General features: G+C 64.7%; 22 protein-coding genes. 18 read left to right on the top strand and 4 right to left on the bottom strand.

All coding sequences use genetic code 11. The annotated features are described in order from the left end of the window. Positions 1 to 30: 30 nt before the first annotated feature. The 8 genes from argS to tatC all read left to right on the top strand — a co-directional run bounded on the left by argS (position 31) and on the right by tatC (position 6579). Entirely contained in the window at positions 31 to 1755 is a 1725-nt protein-coding gene (argS, locus tag L8K25_RS04540) for an arginine--tRNA ligase (RefSeq protein ID WP_242137695.1), read from the top strand. Next, positions 1755 to 2432 carry an SPOR domain-containing protein gene (locus L8K25_RS04535; RefSeq protein WP_242137694.1) on the top strand — a complete coding sequence of 226 codons (678 nt, stop codon included), beginning with the start codon at positions 1755 to 1757 and terminating at the stop codon, positions 2430 to 2432. Before argS ends, L8K25_RS04535 begins: the two co-directional genes overlap by 1 nt. Positions 2433 to 2479: 47 nt before the next feature. Beyond that, positions 2480 to 3487 (top strand): glycoside hydrolase family 3 N-terminal domain-containing protein, encoded by a 1008-nt coding sequence (locus tag L8K25_RS04530; RefSeq protein WP_242137693.1) that lies wholly within the window; start codon positions 2480 to 2482, stop codon positions 3485 to 3487. A gap of 292 nt (positions 3488 to 3779) precedes the next feature. After that, the gene (locus L8K25_RS04525) at positions 3780 to 4520 is read left to right on the top strand and encodes a ScpA family protein (protein WP_242137692.1); all 741 of its coding nucleotides are present in this window, start codon (positions 3780 to 3782) and stop codon (positions 4518 to 4520) included. After that, the gene (gene scpB / locus L8K25_RS04520) at positions 4517 to 5092 is read left to right on the top strand and encodes an SMC-Scp complex subunit ScpB (protein ID WP_242137691.1); all 576 of its coding nucleotides are present in this window, start codon (positions 4517 to 4519) and stop codon (positions 5090 to 5092) included. Before L8K25_RS04525 ends, scpB begins: the two co-directional genes overlap by 4 nt. Before the next feature lie 27 nt (positions 5093 to 5119). Then, on the top strand, positions 5120 to 5356 hold the full coding sequence (locus L8K25_RS04515; protein WP_242137690.1) for a twin-arginine translocase TatA/TatE family subunit: 237 nt from the start codon (positions 5120 to 5122) through the stop codon (positions 5354 to 5356). A gap of 18 nt (positions 5357 to 5374) precedes the next feature. Beyond that, complete coding sequence (locus L8K25_RS04510) at positions 5375 to 5803, top strand: twin-arginine translocase subunit TatB (protein ID WP_242137689.1); 429 nt, start codon at positions 5375 to 5377, stop codon at positions 5801 to 5803. Next, positions 5800 to 6579, top strand: a complete 780-nt coding sequence (gene tatC / locus L8K25_RS04505; RefSeq protein WP_242137688.1) for a twin-arginine translocase subunit TatC — start codon at positions 5800 to 5802, stop codon at positions 6577 to 6579. The genes L8K25_RS04510 and tatC overlap by 4 nt, the downstream gene beginning before the upstream one ends. Positions 6580 to 6677: 98 nt before the next feature. Here the strand turns inward: tatC and L8K25_RS04500 are convergent, their stop codons facing one another. The 3 genes from L8K25_RS04500 to L8K25_RS04490 all read right to left on the bottom strand — a co-directional run bounded on the left by L8K25_RS04500 (position 6678) and on the right by L8K25_RS04490 (position 8907). Further along, positions 6678 to 6812, bottom strand: coding sequence for an entericidin A/B family lipoprotein (locus tag L8K25_RS04500; RefSeq protein WP_242137687.1), 135 nt, complete (start codon positions 6810 to 6812; stop codon positions 6678 to 6680). A gap of 306 nt (positions 6813 to 7118) precedes the next feature. Next, complete coding sequence (locus L8K25_RS04495; protein WP_242137686.1) at positions 7119 to 8702, bottom strand: histidine kinase dimerization/phosphoacceptor domain -containing protein; 1584 nt, start codon at positions 8700 to 8702, stop codon at positions 7119 to 7121. Positions 8703 to 8709: 7 nt separating this feature from the next. Then, a complete protein-coding gene (locus tag L8K25_RS04490) occupies positions 8710 to 8907 on the bottom strand; it encodes a NepR family anti-sigma factor (RefSeq protein ID WP_242137685.1) in 198 nt (65 codons plus the stop codon). A 243-nt stretch (positions 8908 to 9150) separates the two neighbouring features. Here L8K25_RS04490 and L8K25_RS04485 point away from each other — a divergent pair, with 243 nt between their 5' ends. The 9 genes from L8K25_RS04485 (at position 9151) to L8K25_RS04445 (ending at position 17510) form a co-directional block, all read left to right on the top strand. Further along, positions 9151 to 9957, top strand: a complete 807-nt coding sequence (locus L8K25_RS04485) for a response regulator (protein WP_242137684.1) — start codon at positions 9151 to 9153, stop codon at positions 9955 to 9957. A 103-nt stretch (positions 9958 to 10060) separates the two neighbouring features. Continuing rightward, positions 10061 to 10204: a hypothetical protein gene (locus L8K25_RS04480; RefSeq protein ID WP_242137683.1), complete on the top strand. Its 144-nt coding sequence runs from the start codon at positions 10061 to 10063 to the stop codon at positions 10202 to 10204. 94 nt (positions 10205 to 10298) lie between these two features. Then, a complete protein-coding gene (locus L8K25_RS04475) occupies positions 10299 to 10946 on the top strand; it encodes a sigma-70 family RNA polymerase sigma factor (RefSeq protein WP_242137682.1) in 648 nt (215 codons plus the stop codon). Positions 10947 to 11220: 274 nt separating this feature from the next. Beyond that, entirely contained in the window at positions 11221 to 13878 is a 2658-nt protein-coding gene (locus L8K25_RS04470) for a DUF294 nucleotidyltransferase-like domain-containing protein (RefSeq protein ID WP_242137681.1), read from the top strand. Between the two features lie 8 nt (positions 13879 to 13886). Continuing rightward, positions 13887 to 14357, top strand: a complete 471-nt coding sequence (locus tag L8K25_RS04465; RefSeq protein WP_242137680.1) for a peroxiredoxin — start codon at positions 13887 to 13889, stop codon at positions 14355 to 14357. Between the two features lie 208 nt (positions 14358 to 14565). Continuing rightward, positions 14566 to 15777 carry a M23 family metallopeptidase gene (locus L8K25_RS04460; protein WP_242137679.1) on the top strand — a complete coding sequence of 404 codons (1212 nt, stop codon included), beginning with the start codon at positions 14566 to 14568 and terminating at the stop codon, positions 15775 to 15777. 47 nt (positions 15778 to 15824) lie between these two features. Then, complete coding sequence (gene erpA / locus L8K25_RS04455; RefSeq protein WP_242137678.1) at positions 15825 to 16166, top strand: iron-sulfur cluster insertion protein ErpA; 342 nt, start codon at positions 15825 to 15827, stop codon at positions 16164 to 16166. Between the two features lie 30 nt (positions 16167 to 16196). Continuing rightward, on the top strand, positions 16197 to 16967 hold the full coding sequence (gene xth / locus L8K25_RS04450; RefSeq protein WP_242137677.1) for an exodeoxyribonuclease III: 771 nt from the start codon (positions 16197 to 16199) through the stop codon (positions 16965 to 16967). Between the two features lie 282 nt (positions 16968 to 17249). Beyond that, complete coding sequence (locus L8K25_RS04445) at positions 17250 to 17510, top strand: hypothetical protein (protein ID WP_242137676.1); 261 nt, start codon at positions 17250 to 17252, stop codon at positions 17508 to 17510. 50 nt (positions 17511 to 17560) lie between these two features. On the opposite strand, the gene L8K25_RS04440 is transcribed toward L8K25_RS04445, so the two are convergent. After that, a complete protein-coding gene (locus tag L8K25_RS04440; RefSeq protein WP_242137675.1) occupies positions 17561 to 18718 on the bottom strand; it encodes an N-acetyltransferase in 1158 nt (385 codons plus the stop codon). Between the two features lie 135 nt (positions 18719 to 18853). Between L8K25_RS04440 and L8K25_RS04435 the strand changes: the two genes are divergently transcribed. Further along, positions 18854 to 19957 (top strand): fatty acid desaturase, encoded by a 1104-nt coding sequence (locus L8K25_RS04435; RefSeq protein ID WP_242137674.1) that lies wholly within the window; start codon positions 18854 to 18856, stop codon positions 19955 to 19957. Positions 19958 to 20168: the final 211 nt, after the last annotated feature.

Below are 20168 nucleotides of genomic sequence, written 5' to 3'. Positions count from 1 at the left end.
GCCGCGCTCGCTGACAAGACCGGACCGATCATGACCCTCTACACCCGTTTCGCCGCGCACATCGATGCGGCGCTCGATGCTCTCGTCGCCGCGGGCGATCTGCCCGCCGACCTGTCGCGCGCGAACGTGACGGTGGAGCCGCCGCGCGACATCACGCATGGCGATCTCGCGACCAACGCCGCGATGGTGCTGGCCAAGCCCGCCAAGACCAACCCGCGCGCGCTGGCGGAGAAGATCGCGGCGCATCTCGAGGCGCTTGACGAGGTCGCGAGCGTGTCGGTCGCGGGGCCGGGGTTCATCAACATGACGCTCACTGACGACACGTGGCGGACCGAATTGTCTGCGATCCACGACGCCGCCGGCGATTACGGCCGGTCGAACCGTGGTGCGGGGACGACGGTCAACATCGAGTACGTCTCGGCCAACCCTACGGGTCCGATGCACATGGGGCATTGCCGCGGCGCGGTCGTCGGCGATGCACTCGCGGCGCTGCTCGAGTTCGCCGGGCACAAGGTCATCCGCGAATATTATGTCAACGATGCTGGCGGGCAGGTCGACGTGCTCGCGCGCTCGGTCCACCTGCGCTACCGCGAGGCGCTCGGCGAGACGGTGGAAATCCCCGAGGGCCTGTATCCGGGCGACTATCTCGTCCCCGTCGGGCAGATGCTCGCGACCGAATTCGGCGATACGTACGTCGGCAAGCCCGAGGGCGAATGGCTCGTGCTGTTCCGCACCCGCGCGGTTGCGGCGATGCTCGTGCTGATCAAGGCGGATCTCGCGCAGCTCGGCATCCATCACGACCTGTTCTCGTCGGAAGCCGAGCTTCAGGCGGCGGGCAAGCCCGAGGCGGCCGAGCACGATCTGCGTGCGCGCGACCTGATCTATGACGGCGTGCTCGAAGCGCCCAAGGGGCAGGAGCTTGAGGATTGGGAGCCGGTCGTGCTCCCGCTGTTCCGCTCGACCCAGTTCGGCGACGATCAGAATCGCCCGATCAAGAAGTCGAACGGGCAGTGGACCTATTTCGGCGCGGATCTCGCCTATCATTACCAGAAGGCGCAGACCGCCGACGCGCTGATCGACATCTGGGGTGCCGACCATGCGGGGACGGTCAAGCGGATCGTCGCGGCGGTGCAGGCGCTGACCGGGGGCAAGACGCGGTTCGACGTCAAGCTGGTCCAGATGGTGCGGCTGATGCGCAATGGCGAGCCGATCAAGATGTCGAAGCGCGCGGGAAATTTCGTCACGCTCGCGGATGTCGTCAATGAAGTCGGCAAGGACGTCGTCCGCTTCACCATGCTGACGCGCAAGGCCGATGCGCAGATGGACTTCGACTTCGCCAAGGTAGTTGAGGCGTCGAAGGACAACCCCGTCTTCTACGTGAATTACGCCCACGCGCGGATCGCGTCGCTGCACCGCCGCGCGACCGAGGCGGGAATCACCTGCGACGTGGTCGACCTGTCCCGGCTTGATACGGAAGACCTTGCACTGGTGAAGCTGGCGGCACAGTTCCCGCGCATCGTCGACACCGCCGCCGCGGCGCGCGAGCCGCATCGAATTGCTTTCTATCTCTATGACTTGGCGGCTTCGCTCCATGCGCTATGGAATGTCGGCAACGATCGCCCGGACCGGCGTTTCCTGCTGGCGGACAACCCGGGCGTTACGTGCGCGCGGCTGTTCTTGGCGGAGGGGATCGGGCAGATCATTCGCAATGGCCTGGGGATCATGGGCGTCCAGGCGGTGCAGGAGATGAATTGATGGCGCTGAGCGAGCGGGAGATGCGCGACAACGACCGGCTGCCGTGGTTGGAGACGGTTGAGCAGGTCAACGACGGCCGCACGCCCGTTATCCGGATCGTGCTGATCATCGTCGCCCTGCTCCTGCTGGTTGCAGTCGCGATCCTCGGCTACCGCTATTGGGACACCCACCGGGGGATCAACGGCAACGGCGCGCTGATCGCTGCACCGGCTGGCGACTATAAGATCCGTCCGACCGAGCCCGGTGGAATGGTGGTCGATGGCGAGGGGGATACTGCGATCGCGACGAGCAACGGCGTCGGCATGGGCAATTCCTCGATCGACATGGCGGCCGCGCCCGAAACGCCGATCGCGGGAAAGAAGGTGGTGCCCACCAAGATCGACGCAGGTTCCAGCAAGGCGATTTCCGCGATTCCGACCGCTTCGGGCGAACGGTCCGGCGGGGCTGTCGTCCAGCTTGGCTCGTTCGACCGCGAGGCAGACGCCAACGAGAGCTGGACGCGGATCGCCAGGCGCTTCGGCTATCTCGCACCGCTGGGCAAATCGGTACAGATGGCGCAGGTCAATGGCCGAACCGTCTACCGACTGCGCGTCAATGCCGGCAGCGCGGGCCAAGCGACCAGCCTGTGTGGCAAGCTGGCGGCGGCCGGCCAGGCGTGCTTCGTTCCCAGGATCTGACGCGGCACCGGGGTGACGCGGCGGGCACGGGGCGATAGGACGGGCGCATGAAGCCTGTCATCTTCGGCCTGTCCGGCCTGACCCTTACGCCCGACGAACGCGCTTTTTTCCGCGCCGTGGAGCCCGCCGGCTATATTCTGTTCAAGCGCAATATCGCGGACCGAAGCCAGGTCCGCGCGTTGACCGACAGTCTCCGGGCTGTGTCGGGGCGGGCGGACCTGCCAATTCTGATCGACCAGGAGGGCGGCCGCGTCGCGCGGATGCGCGCGCCCAAATGGCCGGAATTCCCAGCCGGACCCGCGTTCGACGCGCTCTACGATATTGCACCGATCTCCGCGATCGAGGCGGCGAAGGTGAACGCGCAGGCGATCGGGCTGATGCTCGCCGAAGTCGGGATCACGGTCGATTGCCTGCCGCTGCTCGACGTCGCGCAGCCCGACACGACCGAGGCGATCACCAGCCGGGCGCTGGGCTCCGAACCCTTGCGCGTTGCCGCCATGGGGCGGGCGATCCTCGATGGGCTGCAGGCTGCGGGCGTCGTCGGCGTGGTCAAGCATATGCCTGGCCACGGGCGGGCGCGGGTCGACACGCACTATCACCTGCCGACCGTCACCGCGACGGATGCGGAGCTTGCCGTCGATCTTCAGCCCTTTGCCAGCCTCAGGCACGCCCCAATGGGCATGACGTCGCATATCGTGTTCGAGGCGTGGGATCGCGATCGACCCGCCACGCTTTCGCCCATCGTCATCGAGGAGATCATCCGCAAGCGGATCGGCTTCGATGGCCTGTTGATGACCGACGACATCGACATGAAGGCGCTGTCGGGGAGCGCGGGCGACAAGGCCGCCGGAGCGATCGCCGCGGGGTGCGACCTGGTCCTCGATTGCTGGGCACGGATGGACGAGATGATCGATATCGCGGGGCGGCTCGGCGAGATGGCGGCAGTGTCGCGCGACCGGCTCGATCGCGCGATGGCAACGGTTGCGGGGGTGGTGCCCGAGGGGGACATGGCCGCGCTGATCGCCAAGCGGGATGCGTTGCTCGCGCTGGTTTGAGGGGGCGGGGGGCGCAGATTGGCGCAGCCGCAGTACACGCATCACCCCGGAGTGGGCGCGACCTTTGCGAAACCTTTGGTGTTCTCCCGCGAACGCGGGAGTCCAGGAGTCGCAAGAACTGCAAGTCGTTGTTCTGCTTGGCTCTGGATTCCCGCCTTCGCGGGAAAACGGCAAACTTGGCGGCCCCGGCCTCCGCCGGGGTGACGGGGATTCATCACTCCGCCCTTCACCGCGTCAACGTGACAAGCCGCTCCCCCTCCATGCGCGAATTTGGTAGCGTGCCACGCAACGCATGACCGACACGCCCGAAACCCTCACGCTCGATATCGAAGGCTGGGAAGGTCCGCTGGACCTGCTGCTCGCCCTCGCGCGGAACCAGAAAGTCGATCTCAAGCAGATCTCGATCCTCGCGCTGGTCGACCAATATCTGCGGTTTGTCGAGGATGCCAAGGCGACCCTCGAGCTGGCCGCCGATTATCTCGTGATGGCAGCGTGGCTGGCCTATCTGAAATCAGCGCTGCTGTTGCCGCGCGATCCCGAAATCGAGCCATCGCCGGAGGAATTGGCGTTGCGCCTGCACCTTCGGCTCGAACGCTTGAGTGCGATGCGCGAAGCGGGTGCGCGGCTGGTCTCCCGCGACCGGGTCGGGCGCGACGTGTTCCTGCGGGGCGCGCCCGAGGGATTGCGGACGATGCGCAAGGCGCTGTGGCAGGCGGAAATCTACGATCTGATATCGGCCTATGGGGTGATCACGGCACGAACCAGGCCGGTGATGCACATCGTTGCCCAGCGCCCGGTGATGACGCTGGAGGCAGCGCTCGCGCGCGTGTCGCGGCTGGTGGGCGCGCAGATCGACTGGAGCGTCATCGAGACGTTCCTGCCCGACGATGCGAACGGTCTGTTCCGCAAGTCCGCGCTCGCATCCTCCTTTCTCGCCGCGCTCGAATTGGCGAAGCAAGGCAAGGTCGAGCTGCGCCAGCAGTCACCATTCGCGCCACTGTATATCCGCGCGATCGTGGCGGGCGCTGCGTGACGCCGCCTGACGCAACGGTCCGCGCCGTGGAGGCGGTGCTGTTCGCGGCTACCGAACCGATGACCGCGGATGCGATCCGGACCCATCTCGGCGGGGTCGAGGTCAAGCCGGCGCTTGCGCGGTTGCAGGCCGATTACGCCGGTCGCGGGATCGAACTCGTGCGGCGGGGGGATCGCTGGCACTTTCAGACAGCGTCCGACATGGCGCACCTGCTGCGGCGCACCCACGAGGAACCGCGCAAGCTCAGTCGCGCGGGAATCGAGACGCTGGCCATCATCGCCTATCACGAACCCGCGACACGCGCGGAAATCGAGGCGATCCGCGGGGTTCAGATTTCCAAGGGAACGCTCGACGTGTTGATGGAGGCCGGATGGATCCGGCCCGCCGGGCGGCGCGAAGTGCCGGGCCGTCCCTTGCTATATGCGACCACAGCCGAGTTCCTTGCGCACTTCGGATTGGCCAGCCGTCGGGATCTGCCCGGGCTGGAGGACCTCAAGGCGGCAGGGCTTCTTGATCCCATCGATCTCGCGTTTGAAACTATGGAGGTGGCAAACGCGTACGATGAAGACTAGATAGAATGAATTCCTAGGAGATTGACCATGGGTGGTTTCAGCCTTGTGCACTGGCTCATTTTCGGCGTCATCGCCATCCTCGTGCTGGGCGGCGGTCGCTTCTCCAGCATGATGGGTGACGTCGCCAAGGGCATCAAGCAGTTCAAGAAGGGCATGGCCGAAGACGACGAGCCGGGCCGCGAGCCGAGCCGGATCGAAGCCAAGGCGGCAGCGGACCCTGTGTTCGACCGCGACGGCAATCGCGTTCGCGACCGCGAAGTCTGATTTCGGACCGGTAGCTGCATGTTCGACGTCGCATCGTCTGAGGTGATCATTCTCGGGGTCGTAGCCTTGCTCGTCATCCCGCCCAAGGACCTGCCCAAGGCGATGCGCACGGCAGGCTATTGGATCGGGCGGGTGCGCGGGGTTGCGACGCAGTTCCGATCGGGCTTCGATTCGATGCTGCGTGAGGCGGAACTGCACGAGATGGAAAAGAAATGGGCGGCGGAGAATGAGCGCATCATGCGCGAACATCCACCGACGCCGGTCCAGATGCTGCCGTCGGCGGACTCCGCTGCCTCCGCCGCCGAGGAGGATGCGGCACCGCATACCGTCGAGCAGCCCGTGCTGCTGCCGCCACATGACGGGCCAGCCGGCCCCGCGCAGCCCGCGGCGGCCGATACGCCCCCGGCAGGTCCCGCTTCGCCCGCGTCCCGCGCGGTCCAGTCATGAACGCCCCCGTCGATGATCTGGAGGCGAGCCGCGCCCCGTTGCTCGACCATCTAATCGAGCTCCGGCGGCGGCTCTTCTATTCGCTGGCGACCGTGTTCGTCGCCGTCATCGTGACCTATGTCTTTTCGCGGGATATTTTCGCCATTCTGGTCCAGCCGCTGCTTAAGGCAGGACAGACGAAGATCGTCACGATCGGCGTGTTCGACGGCTTTTTCGTGCAGCTCAAGATCGCACTGTTCGCGGCGCTGATGATCTCCTTTCCGGTCATTGCGAACCAGCTTTGGGGCTTTGTCGCGCCGGGTCTGTACCGGCAGGAGAAGCGCGCCTTGCTGCCGTTCCTGATCGCCACGCCCGTCCTGTTCGCGATGGGCGCGTCGATGGCCTATTTCGTCGCCGTTCCGGCGGCGCTCCACTTCCTGCTCAGTTTCCAGGGCAACCTCGGGGGCGTGCATCAGGAAGCCCTGACGTCGGTGGCGAGCTACCTCGATTTCATCATGCAGTTCCTGTTTGGCTTCGGGATCGCATTCCTGATGCCGGTCGTGCTGATGATCGTCGAACGTGCCGGCCTCGTTACCCGCAAGCAGTTGGTTGCCGCCCGGCGCTATGCGATCGTCGGATGTTTCGCGCTGGCGCTCGTTCTTGCGCCGCCGGACGCTGGGTCGATGATCATGCTCGCGGTGCCGCTGGTGCTGCTCTACGAACTTGCGCTGATCGCGATCTGGTTTTCGGAGCGCGGCCGCAAGAAGGCCGAAAAGACCGATCTCGTCGAAAGCTGACCGATCGGTCAGCCAGCTGCGGTTCCCTGGCTTACCTATCCAAAAAAAAGGCCGCCCCCGGCACCCGGGGACGGCCTTTTTCAATGCTGAAGCGTCGCTTACTTCGCGCTGTCTGCCGTCTTGGCAACGGTGTTGCCGGCCGACTTCACGTCCTTGCCGACACCTTCGACGGTGTTGCAAGCGCTGACCAGAACGGCGCTGGCGATGAGAGCGAGACTAAGAACCTTACGCATACGAATCTCCTTTGACGATCAGCTTCCAGCCAAGGTTGGATGCCTGGGAACGGAATGATCCAGCGGCAAGATCGTTCCGGCTCCAACGCGCGATCGGCGCGCTCGAAGACAATTCCGACGATGCTGGGGAGAATTGGGCCCGGACGCGCCACCGGGGGGGGGGAGGGGTAAGCGCGACCGGGCCCATGTTGCGGATAGCGAGAGCGGGGGGGCATAAATTCGCTATCCGAAGCATAAAACGGACTGCCCGCTGTCTGGTTCCAGCAAAAACATCGCGTCTGCGTATTTTTCGTAATGACGGTTACGTCAGTCGCGGCCGGTGATCGCGACCGAAATTTCATACGCACCGACCAGCGGATCATAGTGCAGTTTCGACCTCAACTGCCGTGACAGCCCCTCGATGACGCGACCGTAGCGTTCCTGCACCAGGGTCCGCATCGCATCGCTATCGACGAGCGACGGCGAGTTGATCCGCAATAGGGCGCGCTGCTCCGATGGATCGCTCGATACCGAGATCCGCACCTGCGTGGTCGCGTTGACGGTGATCGCGAGTTCGACGATCTCGGTAATCAGGAAGGCAATCGCGATCGCAATGTCCTGGTTGGCCAGAAACGGCGCGATATCCAGCGCTATGCTCAGCTGCGCCTCTTCCGGTGCGGTGGCGCGGATGTTGGCGGCAAGTTCGCCGATGACCGAGCGGAGCTGCAGGCCACGATTTTCCTCGATCTCGGCAAAGTGGTTGCGATGCACCACGGCCAGCGCGTCGACGCGACGCTGGATCGACGCATAGGCATCGGCGGCTTCGCGGCTGCGGGCGGCGCGCGCGTGGAAATTGATGAGACTGGAAATGACCTGAAGGTTGTTCTTCACGCGGTGATGCACTTCGCGGGTCAGTCTGGTCTGGCGGACAAGCCCTTCGGCCAGCCCCGCCTCGTGCTCCGCGACGGTACGGCTGATGGCGCGGAAGGTCTCGCCCAGTTCCCGAATTTCCTGGGCGGGGAGGGCATGCATCACGCCCGGATCGATTTCTTCGCCCGGGACGAACAACGCTACGCGGCTCCGCAACTGGCGAAGCGACCTGATCAGCAACCGATCGACCACGAACCAGCCGATCCCGGCGGCAGCCGCCCACATCACGATCGGCAGGACCAGTGCAATCAGGACCGGAGACGTGATCGGCGCGGTCGGCGTACGGGTCACGAGCGCAATGTCATCGACGCCGATCGGCATCGAGAGCGCTGTCCGGCGTTCGAGCGGGTTCTGGCGTGGGAGCTGTTGCAACGTGAGCGTGCGTCGATCCAGAACGAGTTCGGATTCGTACGCTTGGGCGTATGCGCTTGGAGCCGAGACCGCCTCGAGCACCGCGGCGGGGAAATACGCCGCCGCGCGCGTCCGGCCCGAACTGCTGGTGGTCGACAGCGTCAGGCCGCGACCCGGGTAGATCCGCGCCGTGACGGGGCCATCCAGGCTGGGCGGCGCCGCCGACGCGGCAACCGGCAGGGGCGCACCGCAAATCACCCGCCCGCGTGCGTCGGTGATCGCGAACCGCGTGCCTGCCGTGAGCTGGGGCGCGAAGACGCCCTGCGCCCGGGCGCAACTCGGTGCGTCGCCTGCATCGAGTTCCAGCGCGTTGAGCGATACCCGCAGCGCCGTCATGTCGCCGATCAGCTCAATCGCCAGCTTGCGGGCACTTTCGGTGGTGGTGACCCGCATTTGCGCACGCGTCGCCTCATCGGCCAGCTCGGCCGTCCGCAGCGTCGCGAAAAATGCGATGATGGCCAACGGCAACAGCGCCGCGCTGAGGATCAGAAAGACCTTGGCTCCCGTCGGGACGCGGTCGATCTTTCGGCCTGTCCGCGCGGGGGTAGTGTCGCCCGCGAATTCGGTCACCGCAGGATCAGTCTAACTTGCCAAGAAGGTCGAGCATCTCTGACGGGATCTCCTCCTCGACCGTGCGCTGATACACGGTTCGCAGAGCCGCGCCCATGTCGCGATCCTTGCTTTGCACCTTCGCACCCGCGGCAGAGCCCCCGGTCTTCGGCGCCACGGCCGCTCCCGGCTTTTTCAAAGAGTCGTCGCCCGAACGCAATGCCATCCCCCTAAGATCCGGATCCCGGATAGAGTCAAAATGCTGCCGTAACAATCCGGCTTGAGAAAACCGCTGCACGAAGAATGCAATCGGCCCGATTGGGTCATGAAACCAAATAGCGCTTCGATTGTTCCCCTTCCGATGTGAATTTAAGTTTCGACCATGTCGAAGCCAGAAAACGCGTTGCATATGCCGGGGGGCGCTTCCACAAGACCACCCGACCGACCCATCACGGAGACCCCGACAGCCATGTCGCTTGGACAGCAGCTCGCCCCCCATCTTCCCTTTCTGCGCCGCTACGGCCGCGCCCTGACCGGTAGCCAGACGCACGGTGACCGGTATGTTCGTGCGACGCTGGAGGCAATCGTCGCGGCGCCAGAGGAGTTCCCGCGCGATGTCGATCCGCGGCTTGGTCTGTATCGCATGTTCCACGCGATCTGGACGTCGACGAACTACGATGAAACGCCGGAGAACATGAGCGCGGGGGATGGCGACGGGCAGGAAGCGATCGCGCGGGCCCGTCTCGCTCGAATGACACCGTTGTCGCGGCAGGCGCTTCTGCTGACGGCGATGGAGGGCTTTACCCCGGAAGACGCGGCCTACCTGATCGAGGTAGAGCCGGAGGAAGTGGATTCACTGGTGGCCGAAGCCTTGTCCGAGATCGAGAAGCAGACCCGGGCGCGCGTGCTCATCATCGAGGACGAACCGATCATCGCGATGGACATCGAGACGATCGTGCGCGACCTCGGGCATGATGTGACGGGCGTCGCGGTTACGCGCGACGAGGCCGTTGCGCTCGCCATGGAGGATCGTCCGGGCCTCGTGCTCGCCGACATCCAGTTGGCCGACGACAGCTCGGGCATCGATGCCGTAAAGGACATTCTGGCGGAGTTCGAAGTGCCGGTGATCTTCATCACCGCCTTCCCTGAGCGCCTGCTGACCGGGGAGCGTCCCGAGCCGACCTTCCTGATAACCAAGCCGTTCCAGCGTTCGACCGTCAAGGCGGCGATCGCGCAAGCGTTGTTCTTCGACCAGACGACCGTTCCCGCGATCTGAATGCCGATGCCTGCGAGGGTTCCCGTCGGTCGTCGGGAACCCTTGGCGGGGTCCGTAAGTTAGGGTTCCATACGATACGGAATCAGAACGAAGCGGGGCACGGATGGCCGACGACGACAAGATCAGGGTTGGCCGCGATGATGCCCGCGCCGGTGCGACGCCCCATGTGACGCGGTACGTCCTGGGCATATCGCTTGCCTTGGTGGTCGTACTTTTTGCGGTCATCTTGCTGGTTTTCAACCGCTAAACTTTATTGGTACGGGGATAACCGCAGGGTCGCTGATGGACTTTGCGGCAAGTTATCCCCATGTGTGGCGTAGGCCGCTACGAGACAGGATTTCATGACCGACGCGATCGATCAGGACGACTTTCAGGACGACGCGCCAGCGGTCGAGCACGTTGCGTTGTCCGATCCCGAATTCAAAAAGGAATTGGCGCAGGTCATTCCGCATCTCCGCGCGTTCGGACGATCGCTTTCCGGCAATCGCGATCTTGCGGATGATCTTGTGCAGGAAACCTTGATGAAAGCCTGGGCCGCACGGCAGCGGTTCCAGGCTGGCACGAACATGCGCGCATGGACCTTCATCATCCTGCGCAATCTCTACCTTTCGCAGATGCGTCGTGCGCGCTTCAAGGGCGAGTGGGACGATCTGGTCGCGGATCGGATCCTCGCCGCGCCTGCCAGCCAGGACAAGCATGTCGAGCTGGGTGACATGCAGCGCGCATTGCTGCATCTCCCGCAGCCGCAGCGAGAAGCGCTGATCCTAGTGGGCGCAGGCGGCTTCGCCTATGAGGAAGCGGCTGAAATCTGCGGCGTTGCCGTAGGAACCATCAAGAGCCGCGTCGCGCGTGGTCGCGTTGCGCTTGAAGCCGTTATGGGGGACAATTCGCTACCGTCGCGCCGCACGCATACCAATGAGCCGGGAATGAGCGCCCTCGACACGATCATGGGCGAGGTAGACGATCTCAGTCGCGATCGCCGGTCCTGATCGTAGTGCCTACGGAGCCCAGACCAATCTGGTCGAGTGCTTTCAGAAGATGATCGAAGTCTGACGGGTTGTCCGCTTCACACTGGTAAGCGCACTTCAAAGACGCGCTCAACATGTCACCGCGCCGTGGGGCAGCGATGACGCACGCAGCGTGCATCGACAGTTCCGAAGGAATGGCAGAAAGCGTGCGCATCATGCCATAACGATCGATGCGCCGTATTGTTGCTCTGCGCGCCGGGAAGTCGATAAGAATTGCGGCGGAGCGTATTGAACGATGCAAGTCGACGAAGCTGTGGTGTGGGCGGTCCAGCGAGCGCGGCGAGATGCTCCGTTTCTTGCGCTGATTCTCGACCGCGAGCCGGTGCTGGCGCAGGCCTTGATGCGGGGCGAACTCCCGCCGCTCGACGGGCTGACCGAGGATCTGGACGGTCTGCCGGTCGCGCAGCGTCTGCGTCTCGCGCGACGGCGGTTGGCGCTTCGCGTCGCAATTGGCGACCTCGCCGGGATCGACAATCTCACCACGGTTACGCGAACGCTGTCCGATTTCGCGGATCTTGCGCTCGACACGGCGATCCGAACCGCGATCGAGGAACGGACGCCCGACGCACGGCCGGTTGGTTTTGCGGCAATCGCGCTGGGCAAACAGGGCAGTCGCGAGCTCAACTATTCGTCCGATATTGACCCGATCCTGATCTACGATCCGCAAACCCTGCCGTGTCGGCGCGGCGAAGCGCCGGAGGTAGCGGCGGTTCGGATCGCACGGCGCGTCGTGGAGCTCCTCCAGGCGCGCGATGGCGACGGGTATGTGCTGCGCGTGGATTTGCGGCTGAGGCCGTCGCCCGAGGTCACGCCGATCGCCCTGTCGGTGGACGCCGCAATCTCCTACTATGAATCGCTTGCCCTGCCGTGGGAGCGCGCGGCGTTCATTCGTGCGCGCGTCGCCGCGGGCGATGTCGCGCTTGGCGCGCGCTTCCTCACCGCCGTCGCACCGTTCGTCTGGCGCCGTGCCCTGGATTTCGGGGCGATCGGCGAGATCCGCGGGATATCGCGCCGCATTCGCGACCATTATGCGCAGGGCCAGGCCTTCGGGCCCGGGTTTGATCTCAAGCGTGGCAGGGGAGGGATTCGCGAGGTCGAATTCTTCACCCAGATCCATCAGTTGATCCACGGCGGTCGTGATCCCGAGCTGCGCGTACCCGCAACCCGCGATGCCCTGGCGGCGCTGGCCAAGGCGGGGTGGGTCGATCGGCAGGAGGCGGACGCGCTTTGCGATGCCTACACGCTGTTCCGTACGATCGAACATCGTGTCCAGATGATCGAGGACCGCCAGACGCACACGTTGCCGGACGGTGATGCGCTGGAAGGCGTCGCGCGGCTGCACGGGGTGGCGAACGGCGCCGCGTTGCTTGCGGTGCTTTCGCCGCACGTCGCGGCGACGGCGCGGACCTATGACGGCCTCGACCCGGATGCTGGCGATGCGTTGTCCTTCGACCGGGCCGCGTTGACCGCGCAATTCGCTGCGGCCGGGTTTGTCGACACCACGACCGCCGTGCAGCGTATCGAGCAATGGCGGAGCGGCAGCTATCCGGCCTTGCGCAGCCCAGCGGCCCGCGCTGCGTTGGAGGCGGTGTTGCCGGGGCTGATCCTCGCGCTCGGGCGTTCGCCCGATCCGCATGACGCGATCATCCGGCTCGACCGGATGCTGGCGCGGCTGACGAGCGCGGTCAATTTCTTCCGTTTGCTGGAAGCGCGACCGGCGCTCGCGCGGCTGTTGGGCCTCGTCCTGAGCCATGCCGTAACGCTCGCCGAAGACCTCGCGGGGCGCCCGGAACTGTTCGACGGCCTGATCGATGCGAGCGCGCTCGATCCGGTCGGCCCGGTGGCTGCTCTCATGCACGAGATGGCCGGCGGCGAGGATTATCAGGCGAAACTGGATCACGTTCGCCGGATGGTCGGCGAAAAGCGGTTTGCGCTCGGCACTCAGATCGTGGCGGGGGTGGCCGATCCGCTGGACGTGTCGGCCGGCTATGCAAGGGTTGCCGAGGCGGCGATCGGCGTGCTCGCGCAGGCGACGATCGAGGCTTTTGCGCAGGTGCACGGGGTCGTTCCCGGTAGCGAGCTGGTGATCCTGGCGCTGGGGCGCCTTGGCGGCGGTGCGCTGACCCATGCGTCCGACCTGGACCTCATCTATCTGTTCACCGGGGATTATCTGGCGGAGTCGGATGGCGCAAAGCCGCTCGGTGCGGTGCTTTATTACAATCGGCTGGCGCAGCGGCTGACCGCGGCCCTGTCGGTGCCGACGGCGTCGGGTCCATTGTACGAGATCGATACGCGGCTTCGCCCCTCCGGCACGCAGGGGCCGCTCACCGTTTCGGTCGACGGGTTCGCGCACTATCAGCGCGCGCAAGCGTGGACCTGGGAGCATATGGCGCTGACCCGGGCGCGCGCCATCTTCGGATCCGACGATGCGCGGGCGGCCGTTCAGGCGATCATCGGTGACGTATTGCGCGGCAACCGTCCGCAGCGGGACATCCTTGCCGACGCGGGCGGCATGCGGCGCGAGATGGCGCAGCACAAACCGCCGCTTGGACCGCTGGACGCCAAGCTGCTGCCGGGCGGATTGGTCGATCTCGAATTCGCGGTCCATATGGCCCAGCTGACCCATCGGCTCGGCTTCGATCCCAATCTGCACCGCGCGATCGATGCCCTGATCGAGGCGGGCGTGGCTCCGGCTGGCATGGCGCGGGCGTATGACGTGCTGGCCCGTCTGCTTGTCACGCTGCGGCTGGTCGCGCCATCCGCGCAGCCGCCGGGGGTGGCGACGCAAGTGCTGATAGCAGAAGCGCTCCACATGCCCGACTGGCAACAGGTGGTTGCGTCGCTCGATGCCACGCGGCAGGAAGTGGCGACATGGTTGGCGCAAGTGGAGTGAGGCGGAGCATGACGGCGTTGGCGGAAGGCGGGATGATTCCGGCCGTGGACCTGTGTGCGTCCGATGGGAGCCGGATCGATCTGCGCGGCTATGTCGGCAAGCCGCTCGTCCTCTATTTTTATCCCAAGGACGACACGCCCGGATGTACGCGCGAGGCGCAGGACTTCAGCGCCGCTTACGAGGACTTTCGCGCCTTGGGTACGGCAGTGTTGGGCGTTTCCCGGGATACGGCGGAGAAACATCGCAAGTTTGCCGCCAAACACGACCTGATCGTGCCGCTGGCCTCGGACGATACCGAGACGGCACTCGAGCCGTTTGGCGCTTGGGTCGAGAAGACCCTCTACGGCAGGACCTACATGGGGATCGACCGATCGACCTTCCTGTTCGATGCAGACGGCATTCTCGTTCGGGTTTGGCGCAAGGTGCGGGTGCCTGGCCACGTGGACCAGGTCCTCGACGCCGTGCGGACGCTTTCCTGACGATTCGCGTGGTTAACGTGGCGTACGACAGCCAATTCAACGACTCGCCGTAGCGTTCAGCCGTTTCGACGCGCATGGCCGCTACGCGACTTGCCGTATGGGAAAAAGTTCCGTCAAAACGATCATGGCTGGTTTCGGGGGGCTGAGACCGGTCGAAGAGGAGCGGGAGCTGGAATTTCCGGCAATCGCAAATGGTCGTCGGGGTCCAATGAAAACGAATGTCATTTCGATTGCGTCCGCAGCGCGGTTCGCCTCGCGCGTCGGCACCTACTTCAAGACCCGCGATTTCATTCTGCAAGATGGCCGCGACCTCAAGCGTTTTCGCATCGGCGCGCGGGCCCAGGCCGTGGCAGCTTCGGTTGCTGCGGTGTCCATGTGTTTTTCGGCGTATGGCGTAGCCCAGGCGGCCGTCGGCGCGGCAACGATGACCGGCATTGTCGCAACCCCGCAATCACCGGAAATCAAGGTCGCGCAGATGCGGCTCAGTGTCGCGCGGCTCCAGCACGACGTCGCCACCATCCGCGCTGCGGTCGCGGCGCATGCGGTTCGCGTCGATCAACGCCAGGCGTTGCTGGTCGCGGCGGTAGGGGGCAAGGCGGATGTCGCATTGCTGTCGCAGCCCACCCCGATCATCGATCCCAAGGCCGACGCGGTCGCGGCTGATGTGGTGGCACCGCTCAAGAAGGTCGAGGCGCAGCAACTCGCCGCAGCAGGCGACGTTCGGCGCGTGGCGGATCAGCGGCTATCCCGCACGGTTGCGCACATTCGCAGCCTCGGTATCGCCCCGGAGCGCCTCGTGAAACGTCAGCAGCCCGCGATGGGCGGGCCGTTCGAGGCTGCCAGCAGCGCCGCCGCCGAGGCGGACCTCCGCGCCGACACGCAGTTCCGCTCGTTGTTCATGACGTGGAAGAAGCTCGATACGTTGCAGCAGGGGGTCATTGCCATTCCGTCGGCGCAGCCGGTCGAGCATCTGGCCTACACCAGCAACTACGGCATCCGCTCCGATCCATTCCGCGGCACAGCCGCGATGCACGCTGGCGTGGACATTCCTGGCCCGATGGGCACACCCGTCTATGCAACCGCCGACGGAGTCGTTGACCGTGCGGAGCGTGCCGGGGGGTATGGCAACCTGGTCGAGCTGGATCATGGCAAGGGCATCCAGACGCGCTACGGCCATCTGTCGAAGATCCTCGTCGAGGCGGGGACCCATGTCCATCGCGGGCAACTGATCGCGTTGCTCGGTTCGACGGGTCGCTCCACGGGGCCCCATCTTCATTATGAAGTGCGCATCGATGGCCACGCGGTGAACCCGGTGCCATTCCTGCAGACCGCCGATTATCTCGTCGCCGCTCAGGACAAGTCGATCCACGCGATCCCGGTATCGGTTGGAGGCCCGGCGGCAGCGGACGCGGCAGACTGATCCGGCTGCCGGTTGCCGATGCCGTCACGAGAGCCTATCTTTCATCCATGGCTACATTGCTCGCTCCTGAAATCGCGCTGACACCCTCGGCCGCCGTGCGCGTGGCAGCGATCGCCGCCAAGCAGGGCAAGCCGGCGATCCTGCGGTTGGCGGTGGATGGCGGGGGCTGTTCGGGTTTCCAATACCGTTTTGGTTTCGCCGACACGGTCGACGCCGACGATACGGTTGCCGAACTGGATGGGGTGCGCCTGGTCGTCGATTCGGTCAGCCTGGATCTCGTTCGCGGTGCGGCGGTGGACTATGTCGAGGAACTCGGTGGCGCGGCGTTTCGGGTTACCAACCCGAATGCGGCGTCCGGTTGCGGTTGCGGTTCCAGCTTCTCGGTGTAACGTCCGCCCCGACCAGCAGGGGCCCCGCACGTGAAAATCGTCACCTACAATATCAATGGCATCAAGGCGCGTCTGCCGCGTTTGCTGGAATATCTGGCAGAGCAGCAGCCCGATGTGGTGTGCCTCCAGGAACTCAAGACCAGCGACGAAACCTTTCCCGAGGCCGACATTCGGGCTGCCGGATATGGCGTGGTCTGGTACGGTCAGAAAAGCTGGAACGGGGTCGCGGTCCTCGCGCGCGGGGCGGAACCCGTCGAGCGCCAGCGCGGTCTCGCCGGTGAACCCGAAGACGACCATAGCCGCTATCTCGAAGTGGAGATCGACGATTTGATCGTTGCGTCGATCTACCTCCCGAACGGCAACCCGCGCCCCGGACCCAAATTCGATTACAAGCTGCGCTGGATCGACAGGCTCGCCGCACGCGCGCGGGACTTGTTGGCGGAGGAGCGCCCGGTCGTGCTGGCAGGCGATTACAACGTCATTCCCAATGACGACGATACCTATTCCGTCAGGGCGATGCAGGAAGACGCGTTGATGCAGCCCGAAAGCCGCGCTGGCCTGCGCGCGCTGATCGCGCAGGGTTGGACGGACGCATTGCGCACGCGGCATCCCGGGGGCGGTGTTTGGACCTTCTGGGACTATCAGGCCGGCGCCTGGCAGCGCGACGCAGGCTTCCGGATCGACCACCTGCTGCTCAGCCCCATCGCGGCAGATCGGCTGACCGACGCCGGTGTCGACAAGAATTATCGCGCGCGCGAGAAAGCCAGCGATCACGCGCCGACCTGGGTCACACTGCGGTAACGCAGACGGTAAACGCCATCGGACCGGCCTGCGCTGGCGATGTTAGGCCAGCTGCGGGGGCGCCGCGCGGCCTGGCGAGAAGACATTAGCCATCGGTATCCAAGCCAACCGGACGTCGCACCATAGGATGGCGAAACGTTCGCAATGTTGGCAAGATATCCCAGCGGTCTCGCAACGAAAAATCACTAAGTGACGGAAATTGCGCGAACGAGGTGTATGGCACGCATAATGCAGTAACACGCATACCGGCGCCACTTCTGGCAACGGTATGCGGAGGAAATCATGTTCAAGCTCGTAGCTATGCTCGTCGGAGGCGCGGTAGCGGCCGCTAGCCCAGCCGTTGCTCGCGATCACGCCAAGCCCGATGGCGGAGCGGCCGCGCCGACCGCCGTGTCGTCGAACGCGTCGTCCCAGACGGCGGATGCCTCCAACCCTCAGCGCTATTGCATCGTCGATACCCCGACCGGGTCGCATATCGTGTATCGGACATGCAAAACACGCGCGCAGTGGCTTGCGGAAGGCTTCGACCCGACTGCCAAATGAGCGGAGGGGGCTTGCGGCCCGTCCGCCGCAAGCCCGCCGCCCCGAAGGCGCTACAGCGCCTTTTCGTAGATCCAGTACCGCTTGTTCACATGGCACCCGATGGCATCGGCGATCGAGCGCATTCCCTGATTGTCCTCGAGAATCCAGCCGATCTCGCCGCGGGTCGCGCCGTAATTGGCGACCGAGGCGCGCTTGATATATTCGATCATCATGAAGGCGAGCTGGCTCGCCATGCGGGACGACTGCAACTCCTTGAGCACGCCCATCAACGGCACGCGCATCGTCTTGACCTTGGGCTTACGCAACCACAGCAGCAGTTTGGCCCAGCCGAACGGCAGCAGATTGCCGTTCAGCGGGGCGATCGCCTCGTTCAGGTCGGGCAAAGTGATCATGAACGCGACCGGCCGTCCGTCCACTTCGGCGATCCGGATCAGGTCGTTGAAGACGATGGGCTTGAGCTTGACGCCAACGTCCTTGATCTCCGGCTCCGTCAGCGGAACGAAGCCCCAATTGTCGGACCAGGCGTCGTTCAGAATGGCGAGGATGATCGCCGCTTCTTCGTCGAACTTGGTCTTGTCGACCTCGCGGATGCGGATCCGCGGGTTCTTTTCGCCCGAAGCGATGATCCGTTGCAGCAGCGGCGGGAAGGGAAGCGTGATGTCGAGTTCGTAGGTAAGCAATTCCTTGACCCGCGTGTACCCGGCATTCTCGATCCAGTCGCGATATTCGGGCTTGGCGTGGCCCATCATGATCGTCGGGGGGTGATCATATCCGTCGACGAGGAGTCCGGGCTCCTCCCATACCGACATGCTGATCGGTCCGAGCACGCGGTTCATGCCTTGATGCCGCAACCAGCCTTCGGCAGCAGCAATTAACGCGTTGGCGACGATGCCATCCTCGGCATCGAGCAGGCCGAACTGCCCGCACCCCGGGCCGAAGCCCTGAGCGGGATTCATGGTCAGCGCGAGCGTGTCGATGTGCGCGGCGACCCGCCCGACGACCTTGCCGCCGCGTTCGGCGAGAAACAGCTGCGCCTTGGCATGGCTGAACCAGCCGTTTTTTTCGGGCGTGATCAGGCCGAGCGCTTCGCCTTTCAGCGGCGGCACCCAGTTGGGATCGTCCTTATACAGTCGGAACGGGAGATCGACGAACTGCTTCCGATCAGCCTTGCTGGCGATCGGGCGAATGGCGATGGAAGCACTGGTCACGGGATAAGTCACCTTGCTGAAAGCATGCGCCCTCCCGCGCCCGGTACGCTAAGTCAAGTCGTTGCATGGCCGATACGGCTTGGACCCCTGTTTTTGCCAAGATCTAGCCACTATCTTCCTGCAATGGCTACCTCCATGACGACAACGATGCTGACCTTCGACCGCCGCGCCGATGAGCGCACGACGCCGCCTTCGCGCGTGCCGTTGTCGGCCATTACCGACGACAAGGCGATGCTGCGGGCGGTGGTCGAGCTTACGCGCGACCTGAATGCCCCCAAGCCCGCTATCTACTGGACCGACCTGCTGGCTTCGGCTGCGGTGGGGTATGCGGGCCTCGTCGTCGCAATGACGATCGGGTCGGTTGGCTGGGCCCTGGTTGCGGCGGGGGTGGCGATTCTCGGCCTGTATCGGGCGGGTATGTTCATCCACGAAGTGTCGCACATGAAGCATAGCGCGGTGCCCGGGTTCCGGTTGGGCTTCAATACGGTGGTCGGCGTTCCGCTGCTGGTGCCGTCCTTCATGTATGAAGGCGTGCACAACCTCCACCACGCCAAGACGCGGTATGGGACAGCGGAAGATCCCGAGTATCTGCCGCTGGCGCATATGAAGCCGTGGACCCTGCCGTTGTTCCTGGTGTCCTCGATCCTCGCGCCGATGGCCTTGCTGTTCCGCTATGCGGTGCTGACGCCGCTGTCGCTGGTGGTGCCCGGCATGCGGACCCTGCTGGTCTCGCGCTTTTCGTCATTGTCGATCAATCCGCAGTTCCGTCGGCGCATGCCCGAAGGCGAAGTGGCGGCGCAATGGCGCTGGCTCGAGGGCGCGTGCAGCGTATGGGCAATCGGACTGATCGCTTCGGTAGTGGCCGGCGTGTTCCCGTTGCACATGTTCGCGATTGCGCTTGGCGTTGCCTCCGGCGTCTATGTCCTGAACCAGGTGCGGACTCTGGTCGCGCATCTTTGGGACAACGACGGGGAAACGATGACGGTCACGGCGCAGTATCTAGATACCGTCAACGTGCCGCCGCCTGCGCTTCTGCCGGTGCTTTGGGCACCCGTGGGCCTGCGCTATCACGCGCTGCATCACCTGCTGCCGAGCGTTCCGTATCATGCCCTCAACGAGGCGCATCGGCGCCTGGTCGCGACGCTCGCACCGGACTCGCCGTATCACAAATCGAACTATGCGGGGCTTCCTGGCCTGGTTGCCCGGCTGGTGCGCAGCACGATGGTCCGCGCCCGCTAGGGTCGCGCACGGCATCCGACGGGTGCCGGGAGCGGTCCGGGATCTTGGCAGAGTGCCCGTAGCAACGGTTCGACCAGACGTCGGACGAACGGTTCGGCTATCGTCTACCGTTCCATAAACGGTCCGGGGGCTACGTCGCCTGTCCTTGGTGCCGGGCAGCATGTGAGCGTGAAGCCGGTGCCGCGTCAGCAACGCTACGGGTTGCGGGTTC

The sequence above is a fragment of the Sphingomonas sp. TREG-RG-20F-R18-01 genome (assembly GCF_022662475.1).
Lineage (GTDB): Bacteria > Pseudomonadota > Alphaproteobacteria > Sphingomonadales > Sphingomonadaceae > Sphingomonas.
Note: the sequence above shows the minus strand (reverse complement) of the source record. Positions and strands in the feature narration are given on the sequence as shown.